The sequence below is a fragment of the Cryobacterium sp. 10I1 genome, assembly GCF_035019805.1.
In the GTDB taxonomy this organism is placed as follows: Bacteria; Actinomycetota; Actinomycetes; order Actinomycetales; family Microbacteriaceae; genus Cryobacterium; species Cryobacterium glucosi.
Window position 1 is genome coordinate 1 of record NZ_JASJVF010000003.1, and the last position, 26293, is coordinate 26293.

At 61.0% G+C, this 26293-nt stretch carries 21 protein-coding genes and 3 pseudogenes; 11 read left to right on the top strand and 13 right to left on the bottom strand.

The window, feature by feature from the left end:
* Positions 1-221 precede the first annotated feature (221 nt).
* Together QN345_RS00855 and QN345_RS00860 are read left to right on the top strand one after the other, a co-directional pair.
* Complete coding sequence (locus tag QN345_RS00855; RefSeq protein ID WP_322140444.1) at positions 222-341, top strand: hypothetical protein; 120 nt, start codon at positions 222-224, stop codon at positions 339-341.
* Positions 304-492, top strand: coding sequence for a hypothetical protein (locus QN345_RS00860; RefSeq protein WP_322135184.1), 189 nt, complete (start codon positions 304-306; stop codon positions 490-492). Before QN345_RS00855 ends, QN345_RS00860 begins: the two co-directional genes overlap by 38 nt.
* Before the next feature lie 1532 nt (positions 493-2024).
* Here the strand turns inward: QN345_RS00860 and QN345_RS00870 are convergent.
* The 3 genes from QN345_RS00870 to QN345_RS00880 form a co-directional block, all read right to left on the bottom strand.
* Positions 2025-2627, bottom strand: coding sequence for a MerR family transcriptional regulator (locus tag QN345_RS00870; protein WP_322135091.1), 603 nt, complete (start codon positions 2625-2627; stop codon positions 2025-2027).
* Between the two features lie 364 nt (positions 2628-2991).
* A complete protein-coding gene (locus tag QN345_RS00875; protein ID WP_322135090.1) occupies positions 2992-3228 on the bottom strand; it encodes a hypothetical protein in 237 nt (78 codons plus the stop codon).
* The gene (locus QN345_RS00880) at positions 3228-3563 is read right to left on the bottom strand and encodes a hypothetical protein (protein WP_322140262.1); all 336 of its coding nucleotides are present in this window, start codon (positions 3561-3563) and stop codon (positions 3228-3230) included. Before QN345_RS00880 ends, QN345_RS00875 begins: the two co-directional genes overlap by 1 nt.
* A 197-nt stretch (positions 3564-3760) precedes the next feature.
* On the opposite strand from QN345_RS00880, the pseudogene QN345_RS00885 reads away from it, so the two are divergent.
* From QN345_RS00885 to QN345_RS00895, 3 genes and pseudogenes are all read left to right on the top strand, one after another.
* Positions 3761-4023, top strand: a pseudogene (locus QN345_RS00885) (IS3 family transposase); the annotation flags it as partial.
* Positions 4024-4587: 564 nt separating this feature from the next.
* Positions 4588-4830 carry a hypothetical protein gene (locus tag QN345_RS00890; RefSeq protein ID WP_322140263.1) on the top strand — a complete coding sequence of 81 codons (243 nt, stop codon included), beginning with the start codon at positions 4588-4590 and terminating at the stop codon, positions 4828-4830.
* Between the two features lie 527 nt (positions 4831-5357).
* Positions 5358-5771, top strand: coding sequence for a transposase (locus QN345_RS00895; RefSeq protein ID WP_322140264.1), 414 nt, complete (start codon positions 5358-5360; stop codon positions 5769-5771).
* Positions 5772-6159: 388 nt separating this feature from the next.
* Here the strand turns inward: QN345_RS00895 and glpK are convergent, their stop codons facing one another.
* The 3 genes from glpK to QN345_RS00910 all read right to left on the bottom strand — a co-directional run bounded on the left by glpK (position 6160) and on the right by QN345_RS00910 (position 10415).
* Entirely contained in the window at positions 6160-7674 is a 1515-nt protein-coding gene (gene glpK, locus QN345_RS00900; RefSeq protein ID WP_322140265.1) for a glycerol kinase GlpK, read from the bottom strand.
* A 102-nt stretch (positions 7675-7776) separates the two neighbouring features.
* Positions 7777-8541: an MIP/aquaporin family protein gene (locus QN345_RS00905; protein WP_134446156.1), complete on the bottom strand. Its 765-nt coding sequence runs from the start codon at positions 8539-8541 to the stop codon at positions 7777-7779.
* Positions 8542-8693: 152 nt separating this feature from the next.
* A complete protein-coding gene (locus QN345_RS00910) occupies positions 8694-10415 on the bottom strand; it encodes a glycerol-3-phosphate dehydrogenase/oxidase (RefSeq protein ID WP_322140445.1) in 1722 nt (573 codons plus the stop codon).
* A 264-nt stretch (positions 10416-10679) separates the two neighbouring features.
* On the opposite strand from QN345_RS00910, the pseudogene QN345_RS00915 reads away from it, so the two are divergent.
* From QN345_RS00915 to QN345_RS00930, 4 genes and pseudogenes are all read left to right on the top strand, one after another.
* Positions 10680-10802, top strand: a pseudogene (locus QN345_RS00915) (sugar-binding transcriptional regulator); the annotation flags it as partial.
* 269 nt (positions 10803-11071) lie between these two features.
* Entirely contained in the window at positions 11072-12553 is a 1482-nt protein-coding gene (gene istA, locus QN345_RS00920; protein WP_323508368.1) for an IS21 family transposase, read from the top strand.
* A complete protein-coding gene (gene istB / locus QN345_RS00925) occupies positions 12550-13281 on the top strand; it encodes an IS21-like element helper ATPase IstB (RefSeq protein ID WP_322140266.1) in 732 nt (243 codons plus the stop codon). Before istA ends, istB begins: the two co-directional genes overlap by 4 nt.
* 223 nt (positions 13282-13504) lie before the next feature.
* A complete protein-coding gene (locus QN345_RS00930) occupies positions 13505-14143 on the top strand; it encodes a sugar-binding domain-containing protein (protein ID WP_322140267.1) in 639 nt (212 codons plus the stop codon).
* 27 nt (positions 14144-14170) lie between these two features.
* Here QN345_RS00930 and QN345_RS00935 read toward each other — a convergent pair whose 3' ends face one another.
* Positions 14171-16009: a beta-galactosidase family protein gene (locus tag QN345_RS00935; RefSeq protein ID WP_322140268.1), complete on the bottom strand. Its 1839-nt coding sequence runs from the start codon at positions 16007-16009 to the stop codon at positions 14171-14173.
* Between the two features lie 406 nt (positions 16010-16415).
* Between QN345_RS00935 and QN345_RS20495 the strand changes: the two are divergent.
* Together QN345_RS20495 and QN345_RS00940 are read left to right on the top strand one after the other, a co-directional pair.
* Positions 16416-16733, top strand: a pseudogene (locus tag QN345_RS20495) (AraC family ligand binding domain-containing protein); the annotation flags it as partial.
* A gap of 51 nt (positions 16734-16784) precedes the next feature.
* Positions 16785-17249 carry an AraC family transcriptional regulator gene (locus tag QN345_RS00940; protein WP_322140269.1) on the top strand — a complete coding sequence of 155 codons (465 nt, stop codon included), beginning with the start codon at positions 16785-16787 and terminating at the stop codon, positions 17247-17249.
* Positions 17250-17264: 15 nt separating this feature from the next.
* On the opposite strand, the gene QN345_RS00945 is transcribed toward QN345_RS00940, so the two are convergent.
* The 6 genes from QN345_RS00945 to QN345_RS00970 form a co-directional block, all read right to left on the bottom strand.
* Positions 17265-18242 carry a hypothetical protein gene (locus tag QN345_RS00945; protein WP_322140270.1) on the bottom strand — a complete coding sequence of 326 codons (978 nt, stop codon included), beginning with the start codon at positions 18240-18242 and terminating at the stop codon, positions 17265-17267.
* A gap of 685 nt (positions 18243-18927) precedes the next feature.
* Positions 18928-19185 carry a hypothetical protein gene (locus QN345_RS00950; RefSeq protein ID WP_322140271.1) on the bottom strand — a complete coding sequence of 86 codons (258 nt, stop codon included), beginning with the start codon at positions 19183-19185 and terminating at the stop codon, positions 18928-18930.
* 322 nt (positions 19186-19507) lie between these two features.
* Positions 19508-22825 (bottom strand): DUF5107 domain-containing protein, encoded by a 3318-nt coding sequence (locus tag QN345_RS00955; protein ID WP_322140272.1) that lies wholly within the window; start codon positions 22823-22825, stop codon positions 19508-19510.
* A 313-nt stretch (positions 22826-23138) separates the two neighbouring features.
* A complete protein-coding gene (locus tag QN345_RS00960; protein WP_323508358.1) occupies positions 23139-24419 on the bottom strand; it encodes a cellulase-like family protein in 1281 nt (426 codons plus the stop codon).
* Positions 24420-24460: 41 nt separating this feature from the next.
* The gene (locus QN345_RS00965; protein ID WP_322140274.1) at positions 24461-25390 is read right to left on the bottom strand and encodes a carbohydrate ABC transporter permease; all 930 of its coding nucleotides are present in this window, start codon (positions 25388-25390) and stop codon (positions 24461-24463) included.
* Positions 25387-26286 carry a carbohydrate ABC transporter permease gene (locus QN345_RS00970; RefSeq protein WP_134446147.1) on the bottom strand — a complete coding sequence of 300 codons (900 nt, stop codon included), beginning with the start codon at positions 26284-26286 and terminating at the stop codon, positions 25387-25389. Before QN345_RS00970 ends, QN345_RS00965 begins: the two co-directional genes overlap by 4 nt.
* Positions 26287-26293 lie beyond the last annotated feature (7 nt).

Consider the following 26293-nt stretch of genomic DNA (forward strand, 5'->3'; position numbering starts at 1 on the left):
GCGTCGAGCGCTACCTTGTCCCCGGAATCGCGCTACCGGATCGTCAGAACAGCGCTACCCGATAGGGCGACTCGCCAGCCGTGAGCCTGGCGTGACGATCGAGCACATTACCAAAGATTTTGGTATTCATGCGATGACGTTGCAGAAGTGTGGCGAGTAGCCCCAGTCGGTTGCTGCACGGCCTGCTGCCCGATGACGGTGAGGTGACCGGGATGCTCGGGATGCTGCTGCTCACCGACGCGCGCCGTCCGGCAAGGGTGTCATCGGCGGGTGAGCTGATCCCGTTGGGTGAACTTGTGGGATGTGGATCAGATATCCGAAGGACACGCGCTCGTCCGTGAGCGATTGGCCTCCAAGGACGCGCCTGGCCGGTACCAGCTTCTCGCGGCGATCAACGCCGTGCACACCGACGGCGACGCGACGGACTGGACGCAGGTGGTCGCGTCAGGCTCGACGGCTCGCCGATTGTGCGGCTCAACCGGGCGAGCGTGACAGCGCAGAGGTGGGACGCGCGCTCATCGACGAAATCAAATCGGCGCTCTCGGGATACCACGCCCACCACGCCGCTCGCGCGCACCTGTTGCGTCGGCTGGGTCGGCCCATGGCATCCCGCGACGCTTACGACGCAGCGATCAGCCTCGCAGAAAACACTGCCGAGATCGCGTTCCTCAAGAGGTGCCGGGATCAGGCACGACCAGAAGACAACGGTCGTTGCGGCTGACCAGCCCAAGGCTGACCTTTAGTGTGAAAACAGATAACGGACTTCACTGTTAACTTTTCGGCTCTCGTGCCGACACGGACTCGCCGCTCCCGTGCTCGCCCCGTGTCATCTGAATCGAGGCGCTCACGAGCGCGTCAGTAAGAGGAACCATCTACGGCCATCTCAACCAAGCAAGCATCGGCCGAAAACCGCAACTCGCCTAATAATCCTGCTGCCCTTCTCGAACGTTTTCGTTCTACTATTACCGAAACTCCGTAGTGAGGATAAGTCTGGCGTTCCTCGTTTCGGATATTACAGCCCAGCGTCCGAGGTAGTCACCTAGCTGCCCTCCGTGCCGGTTGTGAGGTGTTTTCTGCGCACCACGATTACCGCGCAGGCCGCCGCAGCGGCGAGGAACAGCGCGGTCGAGACTGTCGCGATGGCGGTATCCGGATGCACGATCGATTCGCCGGACAGCGCCTGAACTGTGAGCACCGCGATGACACCGAGATAGAGCGCCGCGATCACCACGAGAATGCCGAGCCTGGTGGCGGAATCGCACAGGGCCAAGACGCGGCGAGAGCCCAGCTCGAGGAGCAGCGCTGCGACGGGGATCACCTGCATGGCGTGCATCCCGACAAAGTGCGGGATACGCAGGTCGCCCGCAACAGTGCTCCAACCGAGCAGCGGCAGACCGAGGCCCCCATCGGGGAGGCCCACAGTGTGGGCGCCAGCAATCCCCTGGAAGTGTGACAGTTGGGCGGCGGTTGGGCTCGTCATCAAGAACGCGAGCCCCATGCCGATCACCGCGACGATGAGGCCGGACCGGATGGCGAAGCTGCGAGCGGGGTCACCAAGATCGGCGCGAAACAGCAATACGGCCACGAGGATGGTTGCGGCCCAGACGATCACGATCGACACCGCCATCGTGCCCCAGATTGCCGTCGAGAACGGTGTCGACACGTTGAAGTGGCTCGTTGTGTCGGCGACAGCGGCCCCGTCGATGGCCATTATCTCCACGGCGAGGAAGGCAGCGGTCACCGTGCCGGCCCACCAAGCGAGTCGGCGGCGACGCGGAAGCTGGCCGAGCAGCCAGGACAGCGTGACGCTGTAAATCAGTATTGAGAGGGAGAACTTGAGTGGCTTCTCCCAGAGCGGCATCCCCGTGATCGTACGGGGGTCAACTACCAGCCCGACGAGGGCAATCACGGAGAGGGCGACCATGGCGAGGGCGAGCCAGAGCAGTGGTCGGTGCCCACCGAAGCGAGTGAGGACGGAGGCGGGGGACGCGTTGAGCGTGCGGGTCATGGTGGTCATTTCTTCTTCAGGAATATCGCTGGGATGTGACGTGCTCCTGGGCCGCACGGCGCAGCCCGGAGATCAGGGCATCGCCGAGTACGGTGCCCACAACGACGGTTTCGGCCTTGGCTGCGCGGTCGGGTCGCGACTGGATCTCATCGAGGTCGGCGGTGGCGATGAGTAGGGCGGCCTCGGCGTAGCGGGCGTACCAGCCCCGCTCATCCGCCTGCCCGACTCCGCGGAAGGCGGAGAGCACTCGTGCTGCGGCGAGACGCCCGGGGTTCTCCGGTGAGACGTGCCAGCCCTCGAGCAGCGCGTCGATGCTGGCGAGATCCGCCGGGTCAAGGTCACCCGGCTCGATGGCCGCCGACACAGAGCGCTGCGCCACCTTGAAGGCTTCGGGCAGCGAGGCATCCGAGTCAATGGCTTCGAGCACGCTGCGGGCGGATGCCACGCTGAGCCCGCCGACGTCGATGAGCGCGCGGATGAGACGCAGACGATCCAGGTGAACGGCCCCGTAGCTGGCCTGGTTAGCCGTCTCACTCTCGCCCGCAGGCAGCAGTTTTTCGCGTAGGTAGTACTTGATGGTCGCCACCGGGATGCCGCTGGTGGTGCTGAACTCAGCCATTCGCATACGGAGAGTATAACTATCCGACAGTGAAACTATCTAGTAGTAATTTTCTCAGACCACTCCGGAAAAAGGCTCTCGGGACTGCACCTCCACACTCATGTGAAAGCCCTCACCTGTATTCGTGCCATCTTGGCGAGTAGCGCTTGTTGGTAGCGTGAGTCCGGAATTTGATGCTCCTATTGTTGTCAAGCGCTGACTTTCGGTTGTTCGCTGAGCCATGTGCGGTAGCGCTCAGAAAGGACTCGATCTTGGGTGGCGCCGCGTTCAATCCGCGAGATGGCTTTGGGCCAGGCGCTCAGCTCGAGTGCTACTGCGGTCTGGGTGAGGTGCAATGCGAGGCGCCGTGGACGCAGGTCGTTGGTTAGCAGGCCGGACCGTGGGTGATCTGGATCGGCGGCAAGTCCACGAACCGGGGCGAATTCACCACCGCCAGGATCCGGCCCCGCTCGAGGACACCGAGCTTGTTCGCCGGCACCAACGCCGGACCGCGGGCCAGGGTGCGCGGCGCCCGGGTCGCCGTCGACCGCGGCAACCCCGCCAGGACCGCGGCGGTCCGGGTGGACACTCCCCGGCGGGTCAGGGCACGGTAGGTGGTCATCACGGTTTCGTCTGCGGTGTTTCGTCCCGCGAGCTCTTCGACAAATTTTCGAGTAGCTCGTGCATTTTTGACATGATCTCCAACGCCACCCCGGTCGTGGCCAGACGCCGTTCGGTCACATCGAGCTGCCGGCGAAGCCGGGCGATCTCGGCCTGCTCGGGCGTGAGCCGGCCGATCCTCTCCCCCGCCTTTTTGCCCTGCAGCACGCCCGCGTCGCGGAGCTTGCGCCACTCGTTGATCTGCGAGGAATAGATGCCCTGCTCCCGCAGATACGCCCCGCCCCCGTTCCGAGTCATCGCGTCCTCATACGCGGCCAAATGATCAAGCTTCTGCACGGGCCTGAACGACCGCCTGGCTGTCGGACCACCCGCACGCGGGCCGAGACTGCTGTTCTTTACTCATCGCACTATCGTCGCGCACGACGATCGAAGACGGGCTGGACATGATCGAAACTTCCTGATTCTCGCCCTACGTCACACAGCGGACTTGCTCTGAGCTACTGGCCTCAACTCACCCTGACACGCAGGGCGGCGACGCGAGACGTTTCATAGACACCTTCGTCGAGGGTTACAACCACACCCACCGCCACACCGGCATCGGCCTGAACACGCCCGCCGACGTCCACTACGGGCTCGCAACCGGCAAAGCCGCCAAGAGGTCCGCGACCCTGGCCCAAGCCCGGGCTCGGAACGCTTCAGTACCAGCGTCGATCCCAAAATCCTCGCCACCCCCAACGCGGCCTGGATCAACAAGCCAGCCGAAGCACAAGAAGACGAGCCAAAACTAGCCGCCTAACTCACCCTGGCCCCATTCACCTTGACGTAGGGATCCCCCGATGCGGCTAGAACGGGACACACTGCAGAAACTCGTTGCCGAGCTTCACGCGCAAGGGATGAGGACAAGGGCTATCGCGCCGATTATGGGAGTGCGCGGCGACATCATGGTAGAAGACATTCGAGGTGGCGGAAATCCGCCACCTGCGCCGGGTCCGGAACCTGAGTCCTACTGGTCACCCGAAGAGTCATTCGTCGGGACGCACAGCCTTGGGGCAATCTACACACCACCAGTTATCGTCGACTGCCAGCATAGGCTCGTCGCACTTGGGACAGTTCGGCGTAATGAGGTAGTCCATGCCATGAGTCTGCTCCGAATTGGTGATCGGGTGTTGGAAGAGCGACCAGATGTCCAAAAGACAACTGGCTTTGGCTCTAGCGGTTGTGGGGTCATTCGGCTTCATTCGGCGTTTTCTTGCGGTGCCCGTGCAAAAATGTCGGTGTGTCCTGGTCTGTCTGCAGCGAGCCGACGACCGTGGCGGGGCAACCCGAACGGCAAGACCGGACCGATACAGACGGGAAGACAATGAACGAGAAGTCCACCTACCGCGCCATCTTCTATGGTGCCAACCCGATCGCGTCCGGCACGGAACGAGAACTGGCCTACGTCGACGGCGGCTACCAACAGACAGTCACCCTCGAGGTGGATGAGGAAGGCGCCATTGTCCGCCGGGTATTCAAACTGGGGCATGTGACCGAAGAGCCGATCGCGTACCAGTACGTAGAAGACGTGCACGATGCTGCGGCCGAACCGGACGTTCCCAACTAGGCCAGGCCGAAACGCCAGATCCGCGCGCCCCGGGCTCCGGCTGGACCGCACAGGCAGCACCATCAGCGGGCCGACCATCGACGCCCGGAGTACGGAGACGATGGTCGGAAACGGGGGCATAGCTTTCGGCGAGGTGGCCGAGGATGCCCGAGTAGGGCTTCCTGATGAGGACGTTGATCCTTGTGTGCTGGACGCACTTGAGACTGATGGTGTCGAAGTCGCCACAAGGAATGCTGGTTAGCAGAGCACAGGCAGTATCGTGACTTCGTTCGATGCTGAGGTTCTCAATCACAGGTGACTGATCCGGAACGCTCGCCACGGTGCAGGTGTGATGGTCCTGGTGGTTTCTCACTTTCGGTCGATTGCTTTTTTGCCTTCCAGCGGAAGAATCGATATCAAGTGTGAGCGGGTACGTGCCCGGAATTCCAGGTGAAATAAGCCGAAAACGCGTCCAAAAATCTGGGCACGGCCTTCCCGCTGAGCTGGCCCGATGGCTGCGTTTGTCCGCACCATGGAAGCACCAACGGATGGCGGCCGACCAACTCTCGTTGGAAACGTGGCGGTTACGACCGGAAGATGTCCGTAACGGTTCGTTCGTCCAGCGCGATCCGTCGCGCGGCGACGTTAAGGTCGACGAGTCAATCTTTGATGGCTTCGAGCCGGGCATACGGGGCGGTAGATCGACCAGAAAGCTTCTGCTCGCCGCCGCGGTGGAACGCAGACCCGTAATTCAGGGCGCCAGCCACGTCAGTCTCGCTGCTTTCCTCCAAGCCAACATCGAACCAGGTAGCCATGTGATCACCGACGGCTGGTCTGCGTATCCAGCTGCGACACCCGGTCGCTACGACCACACCGGCATTCCCATGCCTGCTTCAGGCCTCCCTGCGCACGAGGTACTCCCGGGCTTCCACCACATGTTCTCTCTGGTCAAGGGGCGCTGATGGAAACGACTCACGGTTCGGTCGTGGCGAGCATCTACACGCCTACGTCGACGAATGGGTATTCAGGCTCAATCGTCGGAGTGCCCGCCGCCGTGAACTCCTGTACATTCGACGCTCGTTGAAAAGTAGGCCGCCGGCGCCCTATTACTCGATGCGCGAAGCTGGCCGAAAGCGTCCCAGGCCGATCCCAATGCGCGGCCACCACCAACGTCCACCGAGCCTCGACATCGGGCACCCAGAACTCCCTTGGTGCAACGAAACACTCTAAAGCCAGGCACCTGAACAGAAAAGTAGTCTCCTGAATTCGGAACGGGACGCACTGACTTTTCCGGTCGAGAGTTGCCGGTGTGGCGGGCACTCTCGACCGGAAAGGTCTCAATAGGGTGGGCTAGAGGACGTCCTCGTCGACCCAGTCGAGGGACTTGGTGATGGCCTTTTTCCAGTTGCGGAGCAGCCGGTCGCGTTCGGCGACGTCGAGCTTCGGCTCCCAGCGGGCGTCTTCCTGCCAGTTGGCGCGGAGTTCGTCGAGGTCGTTCCAGAAGCCGACCGCGAGGCCGGCCGCATACGCCGCGCCGAGCGCGGTCGTCTCGGCGACCACCGGGCGCACCACGGACACGCCGAGGATGTCGGCCTGGAACTGCATCAGCAAGTCGTTGGCCGCCGCGCCGCCGTCGACCTTGAGCTCGGTGAGTGGGACCCCGGAGTCGGCGTTGACCGCGTCGAGCACTTCGCGGGACTGGTACGCGATTGCCTCGAGTGCGGCCCTGGCGATGTGGCCCTTGTTCACATAGCCAGTCAGGCCCACCAGGGCGCCCCGGGCATCGGCACGCCAGTAAGGCGCGAACAGGCCGGAGAACGCGGGAACGAAGTAGGCGCCGCCGTTGTCCGTGACGGAGAGGGCGAGGGCTTCGATCTCGGAGGCCGACCCAATAAGGCCGAGGTTGTCGCGCAGCCACTGCACGAGCGCGCCGGTGACGGCGATCGAGCCCTCGAGCGCGTAGTGCGTCTCGCCGTCGCCGAGCTTGTAGCCCACGGTCGTGAGGAGGCCGTTCTGGGAGTGCACGATCTCGGTGCCGGTGTTGAAGATCAGGAAGTTACCGGTGCCGTAGGTGTTCTTCGCCTCGCCCTGGTCGAACGCGGCCTGGCCGAACGTTGCGGCCTGCTGGTCGCCGAGGATGCCCGAAATCGGGGTCTCGCGCAGCAGGCTGTGTTCGCTCGCGATGCCGTAGACCTCGGAGGAGGAGCGGATCTCGGGCAGCATCGACCGGGGCACGTTGAAGGCGGCGAGGATGTCGTCGTCCCATTGCAGGGTTTCGAGGTCCATGAACATCGTGCGGCTCGCGTTGGTGACGTCGGTCGCGTGCACGCCGCCCTCGAGGCCGCCGGTGAGGTTCCAGAGCACCCAGGAGTCCGTCGTGCCGAACATCAGCTCGCCGGCATCCGCCTTGGCCCTGGCGCCTTCGACGTTCTCGAGGATCCAGACGATCTTCGTGCCCGAGAAGTACGTGGCGAGCGGCAGGCCGACCTGCTTCTTGAAGCGTTCGACGCCCCCGTCGGCGGCGAGGCGGTCGACGATGGGCTGGGTGCGGGTGTCCTGCCAGACGATCGCGTTGTAGACGGGGAGCCCGGTGGTGCGGTCCCAGACCACGGCGGTCTCGCGCTGGTTGGTGATGCCGACGGCGTCGATGTCGTGGCGGGTCAGGTTCGCCTTGGACAGTGCCTGCCCGATGACCTCGCGGGTGTTGTTCCAGATCTCCATCGGGTCGTGCTCGACCCAGCCGGCGCGGGGGAAGATCTGTTCGTGCTCGAGCTGGCCGGTCGAGACGATCGACCCCGCCTTGTCGAAGATGATCGCACGGGAACTGGTCGTCCCCTGGTCGATCGCAATGATGTACTGGGCCATTGAATACTCCTTTGTAGTCGTGCGGTTCAGGTTGGGTGTGGGAATTGCTAGCCGAACGTGCCGCGGCATCCGTCAACGGAGGCCGCGGCACTGGTTCCCTGGTTAGGCCAGGATGGGCAGGAGTGCGGTGGACAGGAGTCCGGCGAGGACGCCGCCGATGATGGGGCCGAAAACGGGGACCCACGAGTATGACCAGTCCGAGGAACCCTTGCCCTTGATGGGCAGGATGAAGTGCGCGATTCGCGGACCGAGGTCACGGGCGGGGTTGATCGCGTAGCCGGTCGGCCCGCCGAGGGAGGTGCCGATCACGATGACGAGCAGGGCGACCGGGAGCGGGCCGAGCGCGGCAAGCCCGCCGTTGACACCCTGGCGGCCACCGCCGAAGGCGATGATCACGAACACCAGCACGAACGTGCCGATGATCTCGGTAAGAAGGTTCCAGCCGTACGAACGGATGGCCGGACCGGTGGAGAAGACACCGAGCTTGTTCGCCGGGTTCGGTTCCTGGTCGAAGTGCTGCTTGTACGCCAGCCAGCAGAAGACGGCGCCGATGATGGCTCCAAGCAGCTGCGCCCCGATGTAGGTCAGCACCGACAGGAAGTTCACCGGGACCCCGGAGCCGAATTCAGTGGCGCCGGATGCGACCAGGCCGAGGGTCACGGCGGGGTTCAGGTGCGCCCCCGAGTTGTAGGAGACGATGACGCCGGAGAAGACCGCGAGGCCCCACCCGACCGTCACCATCAGGAAACCGCCGCCCAGGCCCTTGTTCTTGGCCAAGGCCACGTTGGCCACCACCCCACAACCAAGGAGGACCAGCAAGGCCGTGCCCACCAGCTCCGAGAGGAAAACGATACCGAGATTGTCCACATTGACACCCTTGTTCAGTGAAGCCGAATTGTTGACGCTGGAGATGAGACAGTGTTTGGGCCGGTTATGGCTGCAAAACGAATCTCGAGAAACCTATCGGCTCAGCGCGGCCAATGGTGCATCCACGCGTGCACGTTTGTGCAGATCGTGGGCTACGCGCGCGAAGCGGATGCCGCGTCGACCGTGGTGAGGTCGACACCATGCCGGTCGCGCAGCACGTCGACGGCGAGGTCGAGCTCGGCTGCCCCGCGCGCGGAATCCCAGCCCAGCACGGGAGCGAGGACTCCGGCGAGTTCTTCGAGCAGCGCCAGGCTGAGCTCACCACGGAAGGCCATGCTCGTTCGTCGCAGCACGAGGTCGGTCAGGTGCACCACAGATTCCGTGGCCGCGAGGAACTCAATCTCGCGACGGGAGTAATCGGCGTGGTGTTCCAGCGCTGCGTCCGGTTCCGCGGTGATGAAGTCGATCACGTCGACCGCGCGGGTGCCGTAGCGGGTCAGCAGTTCGTCGGCCCTCGAGGCGCCGACCTCGTCGCCGTTCGCGGCGATCCAGACCCGGTGCGCGGCATCCGTCGACGGGAAGTTGCGACCGCCGCCGATGGCAATGCCGGCCGTCGACACGACCCGGGTGCGGCCGAGCAGGGCGAGGATGTCACCGCTCAGGTGCTCGGCGAGGGCCCGGAACGTCGTCCACTTGCCGCCGACGAGGCTGAGAAGTGTGCCCGGTCGGGCACCGAGCGGACGGGACTCGATGCGGTAGTCGCGGGAGACGAACCCCGGCGCCTCGTCATCGTGCCGCGGCAGCGGACGCACACCGGCGAACCGGAAGACGATCTCTGAGCGGTCGACGGCCACATCCGGGAAAACGTGCTTGACGAGATCGAAGAAGTAGTCGACCTCGGCCTCAGTGCAGCGCGCGGGCTGGGTCATATCGTGTTCGAGGTCGGTGGTGCCGACCAGCACCCGGCCCGCAAGCGGGAAGATCAACACGATGCGGCCGTCCTTGTGCTCAAAGAAGATTTCGCGGCCACCCGTGGCCGCGAGAAGCTCCCGGTTGTCGAGCACGATGTGCGACCCCTTGGTGCCGCCCATGTACGTGCTGGTCTGGCCGAGGGCCGTGTTTGTGAGGTCGGTCCAGGGCCCGGACGTGTTCACGACGATGTCGGCCTGGAAGCTGAATTCGGCGCCGGTGACCGCGTTCCGAAGACGCACGCCCGCGGCATCCATGCCGATGGCCTCGATGTAGTTGGCGCTGCGCGCGTGCGCACCGGCGGCCAGGCCGTCGGCCAGCACGTCGAGCGCGAGGCGCTCGGGGTCGTGCATCGAGGCGTCGTAGTAGGTGGCCGTGTACTTGAGGCCCGGGTTGAGGCGCGGCAGCAGTCTGAGCGATGCCTTCCTGCCGAGGAACTCGTGCCGGGGCACCGTGCCGCCGTCGCGGGAGAAGGAGTCGTAGAGCATCATGCCGATCTTGATCAGCAGGGCGCCACGTTCCTGGGCCGCACCCTGGCGGTGAGTGAGAAAGCGCATCGGCGCCGACATCACCCCGGAGAAGGTGGAGTAGATCGGAATGGTCGTCTTGAGGGGCTTGACGTAGTGCGGGGCGATCTTCAGCAGGCTGTTGCGTTCCTCCACCGACTCCTTGACCAGGCGGAATTCCCCGTTCTCGAGGTAGCGCACACCGCCGTGGATCATGTGGGAGGAGGCCGACGAGGCGCCGGAGACGTAGTCGCCCTTGTCGACGATCGCGACGTCGATGCCCTGCATCGCCAGGTCGCGGAAGGTCGCGATGCCGTTGATTCCGGCACCGATGATGAGCACGCTCGCCCGGGGATGAGCGGCGATGGCGGCCTGAGCGGCTACGGCACCGGGACGGATACCCGGCGCGGATGCCCCGGCGGGCTTCTGGTTTGAGGGGGTCACTGTTCGCTCACTTCTGTGTGGGTCGGCAGGTCTGGTGTGTGGGTCTGCAGCCTTAGGTCTGCAGCGGCGGCTGACAATCACCGGATCACGGTCCTGCGCATGCCGCGCAACCTCGTGGGTCAGTACAGCATGCGCAACACCACACAAACGGTCAATGCCTGTGCACACACGTGCACACATGTGCAAGCAGAAGCTACGACCATCACAAACGATCCATCCCTGTCCGACCGAACCGATGACGCCCTCACGGCGGCGCAACCGTATTACGTGCAGGACCACCTGACCATGGAGGCCATCGCGCACGAGCTGCACACCTCCCGTTCCTCGGTGTCCCGCCTGCTGTGTGTGATCAACTCTTTGTAGGCCGTTTCGGCGCTGGATCCCTGCCAAGTTAGCGGCTGGTTTCCTGCCAAATGAGCGCTAAAAATCAGGCCAGCAAATCCCGCCCAAGAAATGGGGTTGGGGATGCGTAGAGATTGAGATCACCTGGCGGCCGTGGCCCTCTCCAAGCGATGGAGACATGGGCCCGCCACCCCCCGATAGGTTCCTAAAGGCGTGTCTACTGCCAAGCGGTCGCGCCGGAAGGAACCAGGAAGCAGATGACGGTACCCATGTCCGTGCAAGAAAATATCAGAACACTCGACTCCCACGGAATTGCGGGCCGTGAAATCGCCCGCCGGTTGGGAGTCAGCCGCGATGCGGTGGCGAAATACACCGGGCAACAGAACTATTCACCGAAACCACCGACACCCGTTCTGAGGCCAGCCGGGTCAGCCTTGACCGGGTTTGAAGACACCATTGAGACGTGGTTGGGCGAGGACCAACGCCGGCCGCGCAAGCAACGCCACACAGCCAAGCGGGTCTTTGATCGCTTGATGAACGAGGAGAACTACAGCGGCAGCTACTCCCCGGTGCAACGCTTCGTGAGGAAGTGGAACGACCAACACCGTCAGGCCGGTGAGGGCTTCACGGAGCTGGTTTGGCCGGCCGGCACTGCGCAGGTCGACTTCGGCCAGGCCGAGGCCATCATCGGCGGGATCCGCCAGATCCTGCACATCTTCGTCGTCACGTTCCCGTTCTCGGACATGCGCTTCGTTCAGGCCTACCGCGGAGAGACCGCCGAGTGCGTCTGCCACGGGCTGCGCACCGTGTTCGATCACATCGGCGCCGCGCCCCGGCACCTGGTCTTTGACAACGCCACCGGTATCGGGCGAAGAGTCGGCACCAAAGTCGTCGAGGCCAAACTGTTCGGCGCGTTCAAACTGCATTACCGGTCGGAGTCGCGGTTTTGCAATCCATACTCCGGCAACGAGAAGGGCAACGTCGAAAACGCCGTCGGGTTTCTCCGCCGAAACCTGATGGTTCCCGAGCCAGAAGCGGCCACTCTCAAGGGGCTCAACGACGTGCTGATGACACGGTGCATGGCCTTGGCCGAGACGACGCACTACCGGAAAGGCCTACCTATCAGCGAGCTCTTCGCCCAAGACGTCGCTGCGTCGCTGGCGCTGCCCGGCGTGGGGTTTGACCCGGTGCGTTATGAGTCCCGCACGGCTGACAAGAAGGGAAACGTCCTCATCGACGGCAACACCTACGCGGCCGGATCCTCATTCCACAGCCGCACCCTCACCGTCGGGCTCCGCCACGACGTCGTCGAGATCCTCGATGAGCATTCCGCGCCGGTGCGGTCCTTTCCCCGCGCCTTCGGAGTGCAGGCCGAGACGATCTTCGAGCCCGCGGCACTGCTGCCGCTGCTAGTGACCAAGCCCGGCGCCTGGAGCCATTCCCCGCTGCGGCCGTTGGTCTCTGAGCCGGTGCGCGACTGGCTCGACAAGGCCCCCGCGACCGACCGACGCCGCCTGCTCAGTGCCGTCGAGGCCGCATCGGGATCGGCCGGGTTCGACGCCGCCATCACTGCTGCCGACCTGCTCATCCAGCGCGGCGACACCCCCGAGATCGCCGCGCTGGGCATGCTCGCCCGACGCCTGGCCGACGGCACCAGCCCGGCCGTGGAGAACGTGGACCTGAGCGTCTATGACATCTTCACCACCGAAAGCTTCACCACCCTCAACACGCTGACGGGAGAAATCGCATGACTCTGATCACTGCGCAGGACATCATCGAGACCGGCCGGCAGGCGTCACTAACCCACAGCGTGCTGGTCGAATGGGCCGAGAAAGGCACCCCGAAACAACGCGAATACCTCCACGGAATGCTCCTGGCCGAGCACGAATCCCGACAAGCATCACGCCGCCAACGACTGCTGACGGCCGCCCGACTGCCAGCGCTGAAATCACTCACGGGCTTCGACTACTCCAGCGTGAAATTCCCTGAGGACTACGGCAGGGAGGAGCTAACGTCGTTGGACTTCATCAACCGAGCCGAAGACTTGGTCCTCTACGGCGATGTCGGGACCGGCAAAACCCACCTCGCCAGCGCGCTGATCGCCGCCGCCTGCCAACAAGGAATACCGGCCCGGTTCTACACAACCTCGTCCCTGGTGATGCAGCTGCGCCGCGCCAAAGACGAAGGCCGCCTCGACCGGGAACTGGTCAACATAGCGAAAAACCAGCTACTCGCAATCGACGAATTCGGCTACCTTCCGATCGACACCGAAGGCGCCCGCCTCCTGTTCCAAGTCATCGCTGACGGCTATGAAAAAAGAAGCCTGATCATCACCACAAACCTAGAATTCTCACGCTGGGGCACAGTGTTCGGCGACGACAACATGGCCGCCGCCGTCATCGACCGCATCGTCCACCACGGCCGCCTCCTCCAATTTCGCGGCGAGTCCTACCGCGTCAAGCATGCCCTCATGAAATAGCCCCGGCCAGGCCCGGCTGGTCTCGAACCTGACGCCGATTGGGCCACCCCAACGCCACTCTGCCGCGGGTCAGCGCGAGGAAACGACCCCAAAACCGACCGCCGCAGGCACCGTGATCAATTGGCCGGAAACGGTGCTGAAGTGGCCGGTTAATTAGCGATCAAATGGCCGGGTTCGAGTTGACAAAACACACCTGCTGAGGCAGGCCAGGGCTAACGGGCTCGTGAACATCCAAATCCGTTCCCCACTCAACGCGACGAGCCGCCTGGATTACACGAGCGAGATCCTCCGCCGCTTCGGTGACGCGTTCGGAGCCCACGTCGAGCAATTCCCGGTGCAGACCTTCTTCGACGACCCCGCGACGAAGCGGGCGTTCTGGCGGGAGCGCGGCGTGACGAGACTGCTCGAGATGCAGGCGCGAATAAACGTTGCACTCTTCGGGCTCGGCTCGCCATTCTCCAAGGTGCCCAGCCACGTCTACGCGCGCGGGTACCTCGAAGACGAGGACTTCACGGCCCTCAGCGCGGCCGGCGTCGTCGGCGTCGTCGGCGACGATGACGTGGCGCCGTCTTCTTCCGCGCCGACGGGTCCATCGACGGGATCCCGCTCAACGAGCGCGGTACCGGGCCAGATCTCGCCGTGCTGCGCGGGGCGCCCCGGCGCATGTGTCGCCAGAACAGCGCTACCCGATGAGGCGACGCGCCACCCGCCCCAAAAGTCGCTTGACATCAATAAGAACATCCACTCAGCGGGACGTGACCAACCACCACGCGTTCACTCTGATCGGATTGCTCTTCAGGTACTCGGAGTCCTCCGCTCCACGGAACGCAAGCCCGACAGATTTGCCCACGGTTCAGAGTGAGAAGTAGGCCTGATAACGCTTCCTGGATTAGTAGTCGGTATTTCCGAGCGATGGCCGAGGTAAAAAACGCGCGGTTGACTGGGCGTGCGCATGCAGCTCCAATATTATGAGCTCGTTGATTCCAGTTCTCAGTTCGCTGCGGGGAATGTATAGGGTGCTCTGAGGGCCTCGTGACCAGTAACGTCCGAGGTTGAACCCGTTGATCCAGGCAATTCCCTTTCCCCATTCAGAGGTATCTAGGAAGAGATCAGTACTTGCGGACAGGGTGAATTCAGTCTTCGAGAAGCTTGGCCCCATCGGGTCTGAATTCAGGGTGGGAATGCCGGCAAAGAGGGATCCGTCAATTGAGGTGAGGTCCAGACTGAGGACCTCCCAATGCACCAGTTCTTCACCGTTGAGGGTGATCGGCCCGATTATTCCTTTTGGCTCTCCAATACGGGGGCCATACGAGACTCTGCCAAGGTCCTCCACAAGCAGTTCCAGGATGTCGCCTGCAGGCAACGCAATTGCTCTCTCTCTGTTGTCACGGTTAAGTGCTCCGACGCTTGTGCCGTCGATCGACACGAGCGCGCGATCACGGATCTCTGCAAGACGTAAAGTCCCGGAGCGGGCGATATTGTCGGCAGAATGGTGCAGAGTGGTTCGGTAGACGCAGAGGCCACGGTATTGCTCGGTGTGATCCATCGTTGGTGCGTGTTCAAATGCTCTCCATCTGCCAAGTTTCTCGCGTACGTCGGTCAGCGGAACAGTGATTTGGAACGGCGTTTGAAAGGCGGGTGCGTCTGTTGCTGACGCTGGGACACAGGCAGGGAGCTGGGAATAACGGCCGATGACTTCGCGGAATGCGTGGTATTTCTCAGTTGGGTATCCGGCTTCGTCAAGGGGGGCGTCGTAGTCGTAGGAGGTGACTTGGGACTTGTAAGTGCCTTTGTCATTCGCGCCGTTGCTGAATCCGAAGTTCGTGCCGCCATGGAACATGTAGATGTTGACGGATGCGCCTGCGGCTAACATCGAATCGAGTTCGAGGGCCGCATCCGCAACGGGGGTCGTGTGGTGGTGTTCGCCCCAATGATCGAACCATCCGTCCCAGAATTCGGAGCACATGAGCGGTCCTGTGGTTTGGTGTCGGCGCAGCGTTGCGAGTCGCTCATTGCTTCTGGAGCCAAACGAAGCAGTTCGGTGCAACTCGGGGAGGCTGCCGTCATCGAGCATCTGGTCGGTCGGCTGATCGACCGTCGTGAGGGGCACGGTAATACCAAGGTCATGTGCCATAGCGACTAGAGCCTGGAGATAGGGTTTATCAGCCCCGTAGGCTCCGTACTCGTTTTCAATTTGAAAGAGAATGACGGGCCCACCTCGATCGATCTGGGCTACCGAGATGATGGGAAGTAGTTGCTCAAAATACTCACGGACGGCCGTAAGATATTTAGGTTCAAACCGTCTGATACGCACGTCCGGATCAGCGGTCAGCCAGGCCGGTAGTCCCCCGTTGTCCCATTCAGCGCAGATGTACGGGCCGGGCCGAATGATTGCGTGCATACCTTCCTCTGAGACAAGGCGTAGAAATCGGGCCAGGTCGAGTCCGGCCGTTGTATCGAACACGCCGCGCTGCGGGGCATGTTGGTTCCACGGAACATATGTCTCGATCGTGTTGAGACCCATCAGCCTGGCCTTATGGATTCGGTCGGCCCATAAATCTGGGTGCACGCGGAAGTAGTGGAGAGCGCCCGAAATGATCTGAAACGGCTTGCCGTGAAGCAAGAAATCGTCAACACCGATTGTGAAGGTCGGCGACTTGGTTTCGCGTTTGAGTGAGGAGGTTTCGCTGTTGACCGTCAAAATCTCGTCCCGCCTGCTGAAAGACATTCTTGGTGCCTGGGCCAAGGACGGGTGTGGAGGCGAATGCGCCGGGACCGCTCGACCCAGTTCGGGATATCGACGTCTAGGCGCCCGAGTGCTGTGGCGTGTACATGAACTCTGCGCCACACGCGAGGGATGGTAAAAGCAAACTCATCGAGCGTCTTTCGAGTCGTACTCTTCACGCTTCTTTGCTCCTCTTGACTATGAAAGTGCTCGTGGCAGGACGGGTACTCCCGTGCCCCGGAGGGTGGAGGGAAGCTACCCTGGGCCGTGATCTCACTTGTATCTAAGGGCAAAGGTACGATCGATTTAGGCCGTCGAACACGAGAGAACGGTTGAGTATCTGGAGAGAACGATGACAGCGGTGACCAATTTGTCGGGTGTGATCCCGGATGGTTTCCCGGGTCAGCGGATGCTTGTGGTGCCACGCCCTCGAGTGAGGGAGGCGCTAGCGCATCCAGGGACGGCGCACCTTGTCGTCACGGACTGCGGGTATTTTCCACAGGCGCATTCTCATGGCCGAGTACGGCAAAGCCCGATTCCCCAGGCCGTCGTAATTCTTTGTGTCAAAGGAAAAGGTTGGTGTGTCACCGCGGCGGGCAGGTTCGCTGTCACCGCGGGACAGGTCATTATTTTGCCTCCGCATCAAGCTCATTCGTACGGCGCTGATTCTGACGACCCTTGGACTCTTTGGTGGTTGCATCTGGACGGAAGTGACCTTGAAGGGTTTCTCTCGTTCGCGGGAATGACAATTAGTGCGCCCGTTCGGACGCTGTCCGACATGTACGCAACTGTGTCGCTCGTTGCCGAGGTGATCCAATGGATGGAGCGTGACACAACAGATTCGAGCCTCCTCTCAGCAGCCGGCGCGGCTTGGCATTTGATGGCCTTGCTTGCGTCAGACAGAGCTAGTGCGGGGGGGACGAGCAACTCTATTGAGCGGGCGATTGACTACCTGCGAAGCCACGTCACCCAGCGAATAAGCGTGACGGACCTCGCTGCGATGGCGGGGTTGAGTAATTCCCATTTTGCGGCACTTTTCAAGGGGCACACCGGTTTGGCGGTCCTGAATTACCAAACTCAACTCCGGATGGCTAGCGCCCGCGAGTTGCTAGACACGACCACACAGCCGGTAGAAATGATTGCCCATAGTGTTGGTTACGAGGACTCGTTCTATTTTGCTCGCCAGTTCAAGAAGATCCACGGGCTGACTCCTTCTGTCTATCGTAAGCACGACAGGGGCTGATCCGTTGGGTAGTCGCTAGGGTGTGCCAGCCGTATGGGCAGACCACTGGATATCGAGGCGTGCGCAGCCTCCGGGCTCGATCGTATGTAGGGGCGATAACACTTCCAATTCGACGAGCCACGCGTTCGGATGAAAACCGTTGAGCTCGCTGAGGGCATGCGGTATCGGGGATTGCGCCCATACTTCGATCCGTGATCCGTGGTCTGGGTATTCCGCTCTTTCGTCGACGGCGGTTTTGAGGACGAGGCTGGTTCCTGCCGGTCCACGCCACTTAATCTCTCCAGTGGAGTGGGGGAATCCGAATTTGGCGACCCCAGGTTCGATCGGCACTCGCGCGATGCCGTCTGCGATGGTTGGTCTTACTGCGCCTGCGTATCGTGCGAGTTCGATAGGTGGATGGTTGGACGTGACGGTGACTTCTACTGCAGAGTCCGTTGCCCCATCTCGGGCCGCGAAAGTGTCGATTTGGCACACTTCCCAGAGAGACCACCGCACATTGCGGTGGGATGTGTTCGTAAAGGCGGTGTGTTCGAAGAATGAGGAGCCGGTGGCTGGGATCCGGAATTCGCGTTTGACTTGAAGGCCAGTTCGAGCGTCGTTGGGGCTGGCCATGATGACCTGCTGTACTTTCTCAATTGGGAGCCAAGTGGATTCGAAGGTCCACTCACCCGCATCGAGGACAGGATCCGGTGGGCCCGCCCATTGCCCTACACTTTCTCCTTGCGGTGCCGGCCAGGTCTTGGAACCACCGACGTTGGCCCAAGAGGCGAACGTGCCGTCCAGTGTTGCCCAGGACAGCCTCGGCTTAAGAGCGCGAAATTTTCTGTCAAAGAAATCCGGGTTGATCCACAGCAGTTCTTTCCCTGCGATCTGGAGAGACAGAAGGCGACCCCCAACGGATGGCAGGAAGACGAGCTGCAAGTATTCGTTGCTGATCCGATATAACTCGAGAGACGGGTCGCCGCTTTCAAGTTGGTGAACTGACAACTTCATAGTCCAGGACCACCACCACATTTTGAGTGGTCTCGGATCGCCTTTAGGAACAGAATATCCCCGTTCATGTCTAGTTGACCGTTGGCGATGCGGAGATCACGGACGCCGTAGTTCGTCGTCAATCGGTCGACGGGGTGGTGGCGTCCGTCGCGGCCGGGGGTAGTTGTGCAGAGAGTTGCTTGGACGGTGAGTGCATTGGTCTCGGAATGGACATGGTCTCTGCCGTGGACTCGGAACTAGGGTCGAGCTGTACGTTTCCGGTGAAGTCCGCATGACCATGGTTTTCGAAGAGAATCCGCGCGTCAAGTTGACCATCTGCGGTTGTGATGAGCACCTTGCTTATCGATGTTGGAGCGACACTTTCGAGCCAGACTGAACGCATGATGCCAGCATATGACCAGTAGTCGACGGGCTTGTATGGGATCTTAAAGTCGTCAGTGACTGGCTGGCATGGCGGACTGTACGAGGTGTGGGGAGTCCGAAGAAACATACGAACGGCGAGTGTGTGCAATCGGCTAGGCCTGATCGAGTCGGTGATCGGCAAGGAGAACAGCGTGTTGGCGCCTTCATACTTACCTAGGGGAACTCCGTCGAGCCACACATCGGCGCTGTAGCCAACGGCTCGGAAATTAAGGCGCAGATGACGCTCCGTCCGACCGCCGAATAGTTTCACATCACGCCGGCATCAGGCATAGCAGTCGAGGAATGCCGTACCCCCGCCGAAGTGGCTACCATCCAGAGAGCCGAAAACTGCTGTGGCGAGCAAGTCCCGCGCGGAAGGGACGGCGATACTTTGCCATTCACTGTCGTCGAATCTGGAGTTGTTCCAGCCGCCGTCCAGCCCGATAACCTCGGGGTCCGATGCAAAACGCCATTGTCCATCGAGGTCGATGTATTCCCGTTCCGGTTCTCTAGTGCGCCAGCCATCGAAGCTGGGCAGCACCGCTCATAAGAGAAGACCACTTTGGTTTCGCCGACTCGCTGCACGTGCGTGCCAGACGGCTCAGTTGGAGGATGGGTATCGAGAATAGGCATTTCTCCTGGGGTGACAGCCGTCATCGCTTGCGCAGCTGTCGACCGCACCGGTAGTGCGACGAATCCAACACCGCACAAAGCACTGGAAAGGAAACTCCGCCGCTTCATTCCTGCGGGGAAGGGTGATGGAGATGAGGGAACGGTCATGATGTCTCCTCATGTTCGTAGGGAAGCCCTGGAGGTTGGAAGTGTGGGATTGCTGGCTGTGGTGTTTCCCTTCGGGGCCTGCCCTAGGAGTTCGCCGTTTCCCGAGTGGAACTATCCATATTTTTGAGTATCGAGAGTTGTGTGCGGATAGTCGAGACGACGTGGTCGCGTTCGGCTGCTGGGTCGTCAATGAACAGCAGCATTGTGGGAAGGCTCGTTGCAAAGAAGTCAATTTTTGCCACTGATTCCTCATATTCATTTACCCACATGTCGAGTTTCTGGGCGACTTGCTGCGCCTGCTCATGGCGTCCAAGCCTGTGGAGTGCCACGATCGCGTGGTGTGTCTGGGTGCTGAATGGTGTTGCCGACATCTTGGTGAAGTCACCGGTTGACTGTGCAGCCTGTTGCCAGTGCCCTTCGGCCGCGCACATGTCGCCAGCTCCTGCCCAGGAATCTCCAAGCGCCAACTGCAGTTCGGAGACGTTGGCTAGGGGATGCCGCCCCTCGCCGAGGTTTTGCGGAGGTCGCAGCGCTGCTTCTAAGAGCCTGATGGCCAGTTCGTGATTATTCGAGGTATTGGCGCTCCGAGCTAGGGAGAGGGCCGCCCGATCCCAGGCAGCGAGGACTTGCCCCTCGCCGCCTTCCCATGGTTGGAACTGTCTTTCAGCTAGGAGAGTTTGAGCATCGCGCGCTCGGTCGACATCGATCAGAAGTTGCGCAAATGACACCGTCAAGTCGTCACGCTGGTTCACGATTTCCTGGCGTTTCTCCAGCTGTATAAAACGTTCCTCGGTGGACGTCCCAAGCCGCGCAGAAAGCTGGTCAAATTCAAACCAGAGTTTCGCGTTGCCAGGTTCCCCGTTGAGGGCACAGTGGTAGTGATCGGTCGCGGCATCGAAGTCGCGGAGCACGTTGTAGGAGGCGATGCCGAGATTCCGATGGACGACGGTCGCTACTTCAGTGGACGGGTTGGAGCTGAGCGAGAGGTGCCAGAGGCGGATCGCGTCAGCATATCGGCGACGGTCGTAGTACCAGTGCCCTAGCAGGGAGGCTGCGAGTGGGTCACCCGGTTTAATTTCGAGAGCCGTTCGGAGCGCATCGACATCATCGAGGCGTGATGGGAGAGTGAGTTTTGAGGACCCACGGCTGGCTGCATCTACAGCGGCTCTGGCCTCCTGTGCTTTGCCGGCTTGGTGGAGGAGAGCGGCACGGTGGTAAGAGATTAGTGGCCCTACGTTTACTTGCCCGGGCGCAAGAATGGGAAGGAGCGCCGCTGCGTCGTCTAATGCCGTAAGTGCGTGATCGATGAATCCTGCGGCGGCGTATTCAAGCGCGACGTCGAGCATTACCGTGGCGTCCGACGTGACGGGCTGCTTGCGGAGGTGTAGTGCCCATGCATCGAGCGGATCTTGGCTGAGGGTATTCGCGAGAACCTGGTCGGCTTCGGCAACGTGGCCGGCCGTCTGGAGTAGAAGCGCGAGCAAGTCGGCTGCCTGCAGGTGGCGATTATCCGTTGTGAGTACGTCTCGAAGCGTTTTGATAGCGACGTCGATCTGCCCCATCTTGGCGTGCTCACGAGCGAGAAGATAGCTTGCCGGGACTACGTACGCATTGTCCCATGACGCACGTGCGAGAACGTTGAGCGCCTCTCGCTGCCGTCCGAGCCGCGAGAGGGCGAGGCCGAGCCGGTAGTGTGCTGATCCATCCAGTGGAGTGGGTGCCCATTGAGTGCGGCGAGTCACACTTCGGGACAGCATCTCGACGGCGCCCTCATAGTCGGCGCAGTCATAGAGCCGTTCACCGAGTCCGGCAGTGGCTCGTGACTCCTGGGGATCCCGGGTCAGGATTTCACGCCAGTAGGGTTCCGAGGATCGCGTCGCGTGTCGATACTGGTCGAGATAGACGGCGATTTGAACTAGTTCGTCGATGGTGCCGACATCTCTGGGAGCGGCCGGTTCTTCAGCGTGCCGGGGTTGCTCAGTGATCTCTTCATCCTGTCGTGGATTGAGAGTGAGCATGGTTTTCTCGTCGGTAAAGATGCGTAGCTCAAGTTCATCGCCTGGCTGCTCTTGGCAAAAAGCGACATCATAAAGGAACGGGCCCGCAGGGCTTAGACGGTGGGTACCATCGTAGAGAACGCGACCATTGCTTGCGCTTAGTCGTACGTGGGCGTGCGGAATGACTTCAGATGAAACTATTCCGATGCGCGCTCCGGCTTCGGTGATGTCTAGCCGGGCGGCCACATCAGCACTTGCCTCCTGAGCCGGTCCTATCTGGCTAAGCGGATACCAGAATTGGCTAAACGTCTTCGTCTCGCCGGCGGCCAGATACGCAAAGTCAGGCTGGTTGTCGGTGAAGACGCCGGCCATCAGCTCCACGTACGGACCATCGGCATCGGTAAGATTGCTATCCCAAGCCCACCCAAATGGTGCGTTGCCCCAAGTCCACTGTTTCTTGCCCGGGGAAATGTCGCGGCTGGCCCAGTGAACAAAGCCGGCATTTCGGCCGTGATCGTATCCACCAAAGAATTCGCCATCGGTAGACGTAACCATGTACGAGGTCGGCACGGGAATGTTGCGATACCAGTCCAGTCGATCAGCATCGGGGCTCTCCGGGGTAACCCGGCTCGGGTAGTCGATGCCGTAATAGGACGTCCGGGCGTGCGGGAAACTTACGATGGCACGCTTGGCATGGTCAGCGACGTAGTTGACATCTGTCGGGAAGAATGACTGGTAGTCGTCATTGACGGCGGCCGCGACGTTTGCCCACCACAGGAACGTCTGGCGAGTTTCGGACCGGTTGTAGAGGCGCACCCGCGCTTCGATCTTTGAGCTATTCGGCCGCAGTCGGATACCGTGCATACCCTTCATCCGAGCAAACGGATCATGGTCGGAGCACCAGACAGTCACCGAGCCGTCATCTTCGTGCTCAATACTGACGTCGGTCGGGAGGAATGTGGCCGGGCGATGGTGCTGAGGCCAATTGAACTCAATCCCCCCCGAGATCCAAGGCCCCGCGAGGCCCACGAGAGCGGGCTTGATGACGTTGTTGCGATAGAACATGTCGTACTTAGCCACTTTGTCATAAGCGATGTGTATCCGGCCGCCGAGCTCTGGAAGGATTACCAGACGGAGCCACTCGTTTTCGAGATGTATCGCTTGCCACAGGTGAGGAGACTTGGTCTGACTGATGCGTTCGTGGAATGGCAATGGGAACACCCGTCCCGACGAGCCTTGGTAGACGCGAGTTTCAAGAAACGCGGGAAAGTGGTCCGGTGTCTCTGGGAGGTATGTGTCGATGCTGATTGGTTCGGACCATGCTGCCACGGGCGCAGCTGCCAGGGCAGCGGGAATTGAGGGGAGAGTAATTTTTGATGCCCGGGAGGGCCCTTCGGTGAGCATAGAGCGAGCATATGGTTGGTCAGCTTGGGTCCGGAATACACAATTCAATGGACAACCTAGACAAAACAACTTTTTACCCGCCGCAATACGTGCGTCACAGTGACGCATCTGACCCTGTTTGCTGGAGGTTTCTTACTTCAGTGCTCGACAAGACTTCACGAAACCATGGATTAGGCGGTCGCTCGGGGATGCCGCGCAACTCCTGGTTTTGCGCGAACGGGTTTCACATTGCGACACTGCGCTTTCGGGCGCGACGGCGCCGGGGCGGGTATGAAGCTGCTCACAAATAGTGGGCACGCTTCTTTGAATTGCGCTATTTTGCTTCCTGAAATAGCCTGTTCAGTCGTCGTTGGAATTCGATGTTCGCCCACCCCGGGTGGTGCGGAGCGGAGTTTGACCCGGGCAACGTTCCCCAGTAGCCCAGGTCGGCGCATCGTTGCACGGCGTAGGCCGCGAAGTATTGTCCGACTGGCCCATCCTCGAAATCGGCCTCAAGAGGCGTGTATCCGATCCAACCTTCGCCGATCACCGCAGGTACGTCGTGGTGAGTGGCCCAGATCATGACGGCCTGCAACCGGGCCTCCAACGCCTGTTTCATAGCAATTTCATGCTCTGCGAAGTGCCGGTACAGCCACGCGTCCCAGGCGATCGGGTCCACCCAGTCGTAGGCATAGAACATGCTTGTGGTGATGCCCGTCGCTTGTAACCGCCACGGTTCGATCGTTGTAGTCCATTCGTCGAACGGGGGTGCGTCGTCTCTGAGAATGGACTTCAGTTCCTCGGTTGGGAAAATTGGCGGCTCTGCGCGAACCTGCGCCCATGCTTCGAGAGAAGCAAGGACTCCGTAGATGTAGAAGTGTTGGTGTGCCACTTGCGCGTTGTCGGGGATGGATGCGAGGTCTAGGTAAGGCGGAATGCCGTAGCACACTGTCGATAAGACGTCGGGATGGGCGTCCTGTAGAAGCCGGAGGGCATTCTCGAGATACGGTCGTTGCGCCCAGAAAGTATCGAGGCCCTCCGATGGGACTTCTGTTAGGCGGGATAGGTCGACCTCGTTGTGGATCTCGACATACGCTATGCGATCGTCAAGTGACTCTTTCTTGACGTACGTCACCAGTTTCGCTTCGGCATGGGCAAGTGCCTCGTGCCGATTCTTCGCGGGAATTGCGCTTAGCATGTCGTGCCACGATGAGTTGGAGAGAAATGCGGAACTTTGCTGGTATTCCCATGACGAGATGATCACGAAGCAGCCGTGACGCTTGGCCGCCTTAAAAAGAGCCAAGAGGTGGGCGCGGCCATTGAGCACGGCGCCCCCGGCGGCGTTGTACCACCTCGTGCGCTGACCGGTGTCGCCGCCCATGTTCACGAATTGAAGCGCCGTCGTGTCGATATCGTGTTCTCCGAAGAGGAGCAGGGGCGCCGCGCAGATGCGAACGGTGTTGTAGCCGCGATCGACGGCTTCAGCGAAGGCACGATCAAGATCGTAAAAGGGTTCGCCCTTGGCTGTTTGGGTATACCAGGTGAAGTCCCAGAGGGTGATCGTCAGCTTGGCGGGAAGTTGCGCTGGGGTCGTGGTGAGACGTGAGGGAGTCATCGGTTCCTTCTATCGATCATGGAGGGTATTTGAGGAACGTTTCATCCCTTGACGCTTCCTTCGGTAAGACCCGCCTTCCAAAATCGTTGCAGGCTCACGATGGCGATCATGATCGGGATGACGGATAGGAAGGCGCCACCGATAGCCAGTTGGTACAACTCGGGGTGACGATCTGAGACACTCTGCCATTGGACGAGACCGAGGGTAATTGGATAGAGGCTTTGGTCGGAGAGCATGACGAGCGGCAGAAAAAAGTTGTTCCAGATGCCGATGAATTGGAACAAGAAGATCGTCACGGCGGCGGGCATCATCAATCGCAGGACAAGAGTGAAGAAGATCCGGAATTCTCCGGCCCCATCGAGACGCGATGCCTCAAGGAGACTGTCTGGGACGGCGGCTTGCGCGTAGATGCGGCCGAGATAGACACCGAACGGGCTCACGAGGGAAGGGAGGAGCACAGACCAGTAAGTATTGACGAGGCCGACTTGGCTCATGAGTAGGAACAGCGGAAGAGCCAGTGCTGTTCCGGGAATCATTACGCCGGCCAGAATGATGTTGAACCAGACCTCGCGGCCGCGGAAGGTAAATTTTGCTAAGCAGTATCCAGCCGCAAGAGAGCAGATTGTGGCCACGACGGCGCCGACCCCGGAATATAGGACGCTGTTGAGCGCCCATCGGCCGAAGATTCCGCCGTCGTAGGTCACGACATTGACCAGGTTGGTCAACAGCTGCGGGTTATCCAGGGCCAACCCGGACGACCCAAATAGGCTACTTGTGGATTTGGTGGCGGCGATTGTGAGCCAATACACCGGAAAGAGAAAGTAGACGGCGGCAACCGCAAGGGCAGCGGTTACCAGAATTCTCCAGCCGGGGCTGCGCTGAATCTTGCGTGGCTTTTGGACCGTGCTTGGTTGCTTTGACGACTGATTCTTTCCTTTTTTACCGGTATAAGCGCGTTCGGTGGTTGTCATGATGGGCTCCCCCCTCGAGTGACGAGTTTGAGAAATCCGAATGAGAACGCGCATGCGACGAGTGCCAGAAGGACTGACTCTGCGGCGGCAAGGTTGTAGTTGTTATTCGCAAATGCCTCGTTATAGGCAGAAAGGTTGGGCGTGAAGCTAGAGGTGATTGCGCTCGAAAGCGGTTTGAGGACGAGCGGCTCTGCGAAGAGTTGGATGGTTCCGATGATTGTGAAAACAGTCGTGAGCACGATGGCCGGGCGGATAAGCGGCAGCTTGATCCTGGTGATGACCTGCCACGCGTTCGCGCCATCGATGGAGGCTGCTTCGAAGAGATCAGCGTCGATAGATTTCAGTTGGGCAACGATCACAAGCATGTTGTAGCCGGCATACTGCCAGGTGACGATGTTGGCGATGGACCACAGGATCGAACCTCCACCGAGGAAGTCGAGATTCAGTCCGAGAGCTGACCCAAAGTTGACCAGCGGGCTCAGTCCCGGGGTGTAGAGAAAACCCCACAGAATCGAAGCGATAACACCAGGTACCCCGTACGGCAAGAAGTACGCCGATCGGAAGAACCGCACACCCCAGGCAGATGCTGCGTCGAGCAGGAGCGCCAGAGCGGTGGCGAGGATAATCATGACCGGTACCTGAACGACTGCGAACAGGAGGACCCGGCCGAGGCTGGCGACGAACGCCGAGGCGCCAAGTGCGGTGATGTAGTTGTCTAGGCCAACGAAAACGGGGCTGCTACCGCCCTGACCGAATGCGCCAGAACGTTGGATGCCGGTCACGCTCTCATAGATCGCATAGACAAGAGGCAGGACCATCGTCAGCGTGAAGAGGACGATAAAAGGGCCAAGTAGCCCGGTTATCGTTAGTCGGTGCCTGGATCGCGTGGTTGTCATGACGCTG

What these genes read in the sequence shown, in the direction of transcription:
- QN345_RS00945 (WP_322140270.1), bottom strand. Translation starts at nt 18,242, where the DNA reads ATGAAGTTGTCAGTTCACCAACTTGAAAGCGGCGACCCGTCTCTCGAG.
- istA (WP_323508368.1), top strand. Translation starts at nt 11,072, where the DNA reads ATGTCCGTGCAAGAAAATATCAGAACACTCGACTCCCACGGAATTGCG.
- QN345_RS00960 (WP_323508358.1), bottom strand. Translation starts at nt 24,419, where the DNA reads ATGACTCCCTCACGTCTCACCACGACCCCAGCGCAACTTCCCGCCAAG.
- QN345_RS00870 (WP_322135091.1), bottom strand. Translation starts at nt 2,627, where the DNA reads ATGGCTGAGTTCAGCACCACCAGCGGCATCCCGGTGGCGACCATCAAG.
- istB (WP_322140266.1), top strand. Translation starts at nt 12,550, where the DNA reads ATGACTCTGATCACTGCGCAGGACATCATCGAGACCGGCCGGCAGGCG.
- QN345_RS00890 (WP_322140263.1), top strand. Translation starts at nt 4,588, where the DNA reads ATGAACGAGAAGTCCACCTACCGCGCCATCTTCTATGGTGCCAACCCG.
- QN345_RS00940 (WP_322140269.1), top strand. Translation starts at nt 16,785, where the DNA reads ATGTACGCAACTGTGTCGCTCGTTGCCGAGGTGATCCAATGGATGGAG.
- QN345_RS00855 (WP_322140444.1), top strand. Translation starts at nt 222, where the DNA reads ATGCTGCTGCTCACCGACGCGCGCCGTCCGGCAAGGGTGTCATCGGCG.
- QN345_RS00875 (WP_322135090.1), bottom strand. Translation starts at nt 3,228, where the DNA reads ATGACCACCTACCGTGCCCTGACCCGCCGGGGAGTGTCCACCCGGACC.
- QN345_RS00955 (WP_322140272.1), bottom strand. Translation starts at nt 22,825, where the DNA reads ATGCTCACCGAAGGGCCCTCCCGGGCATCAAAAATTACTCTCCCCTCA.
- QN345_RS00935 (WP_322140268.1), bottom strand. Translation starts at nt 16,009, where the DNA reads ATGTCTTTCAGCAGGCGGGACGAGATTTTGACGGTCAACAGCGAAACC.
- QN345_RS00895 (WP_322140264.1), top strand. Translation starts at nt 5,358, where the DNA reads ATGGCGGCCGACCAACTCTCGTTGGAAACGTGGCGGTTACGACCGGAA.
- QN345_RS00965 (WP_322140274.1), bottom strand. Translation starts at nt 25,390, where the DNA reads ATGACAACCACCGAACGCGCTTATACCGGTAAAAAAGGAAAGAATCAG.
- QN345_RS00970 (WP_134446147.1), bottom strand. Translation starts at nt 26,286, where the DNA reads ATGACAACCACGCGATCCAGGCACCGACTAACGATAACCGGGCTACTT.
- glpK (WP_322140265.1), bottom strand. Translation starts at nt 7,674, where the DNA reads ATGGCCCAGTACATCATTGCGATCGACCAGGGGACGACCAGTTCCCGT.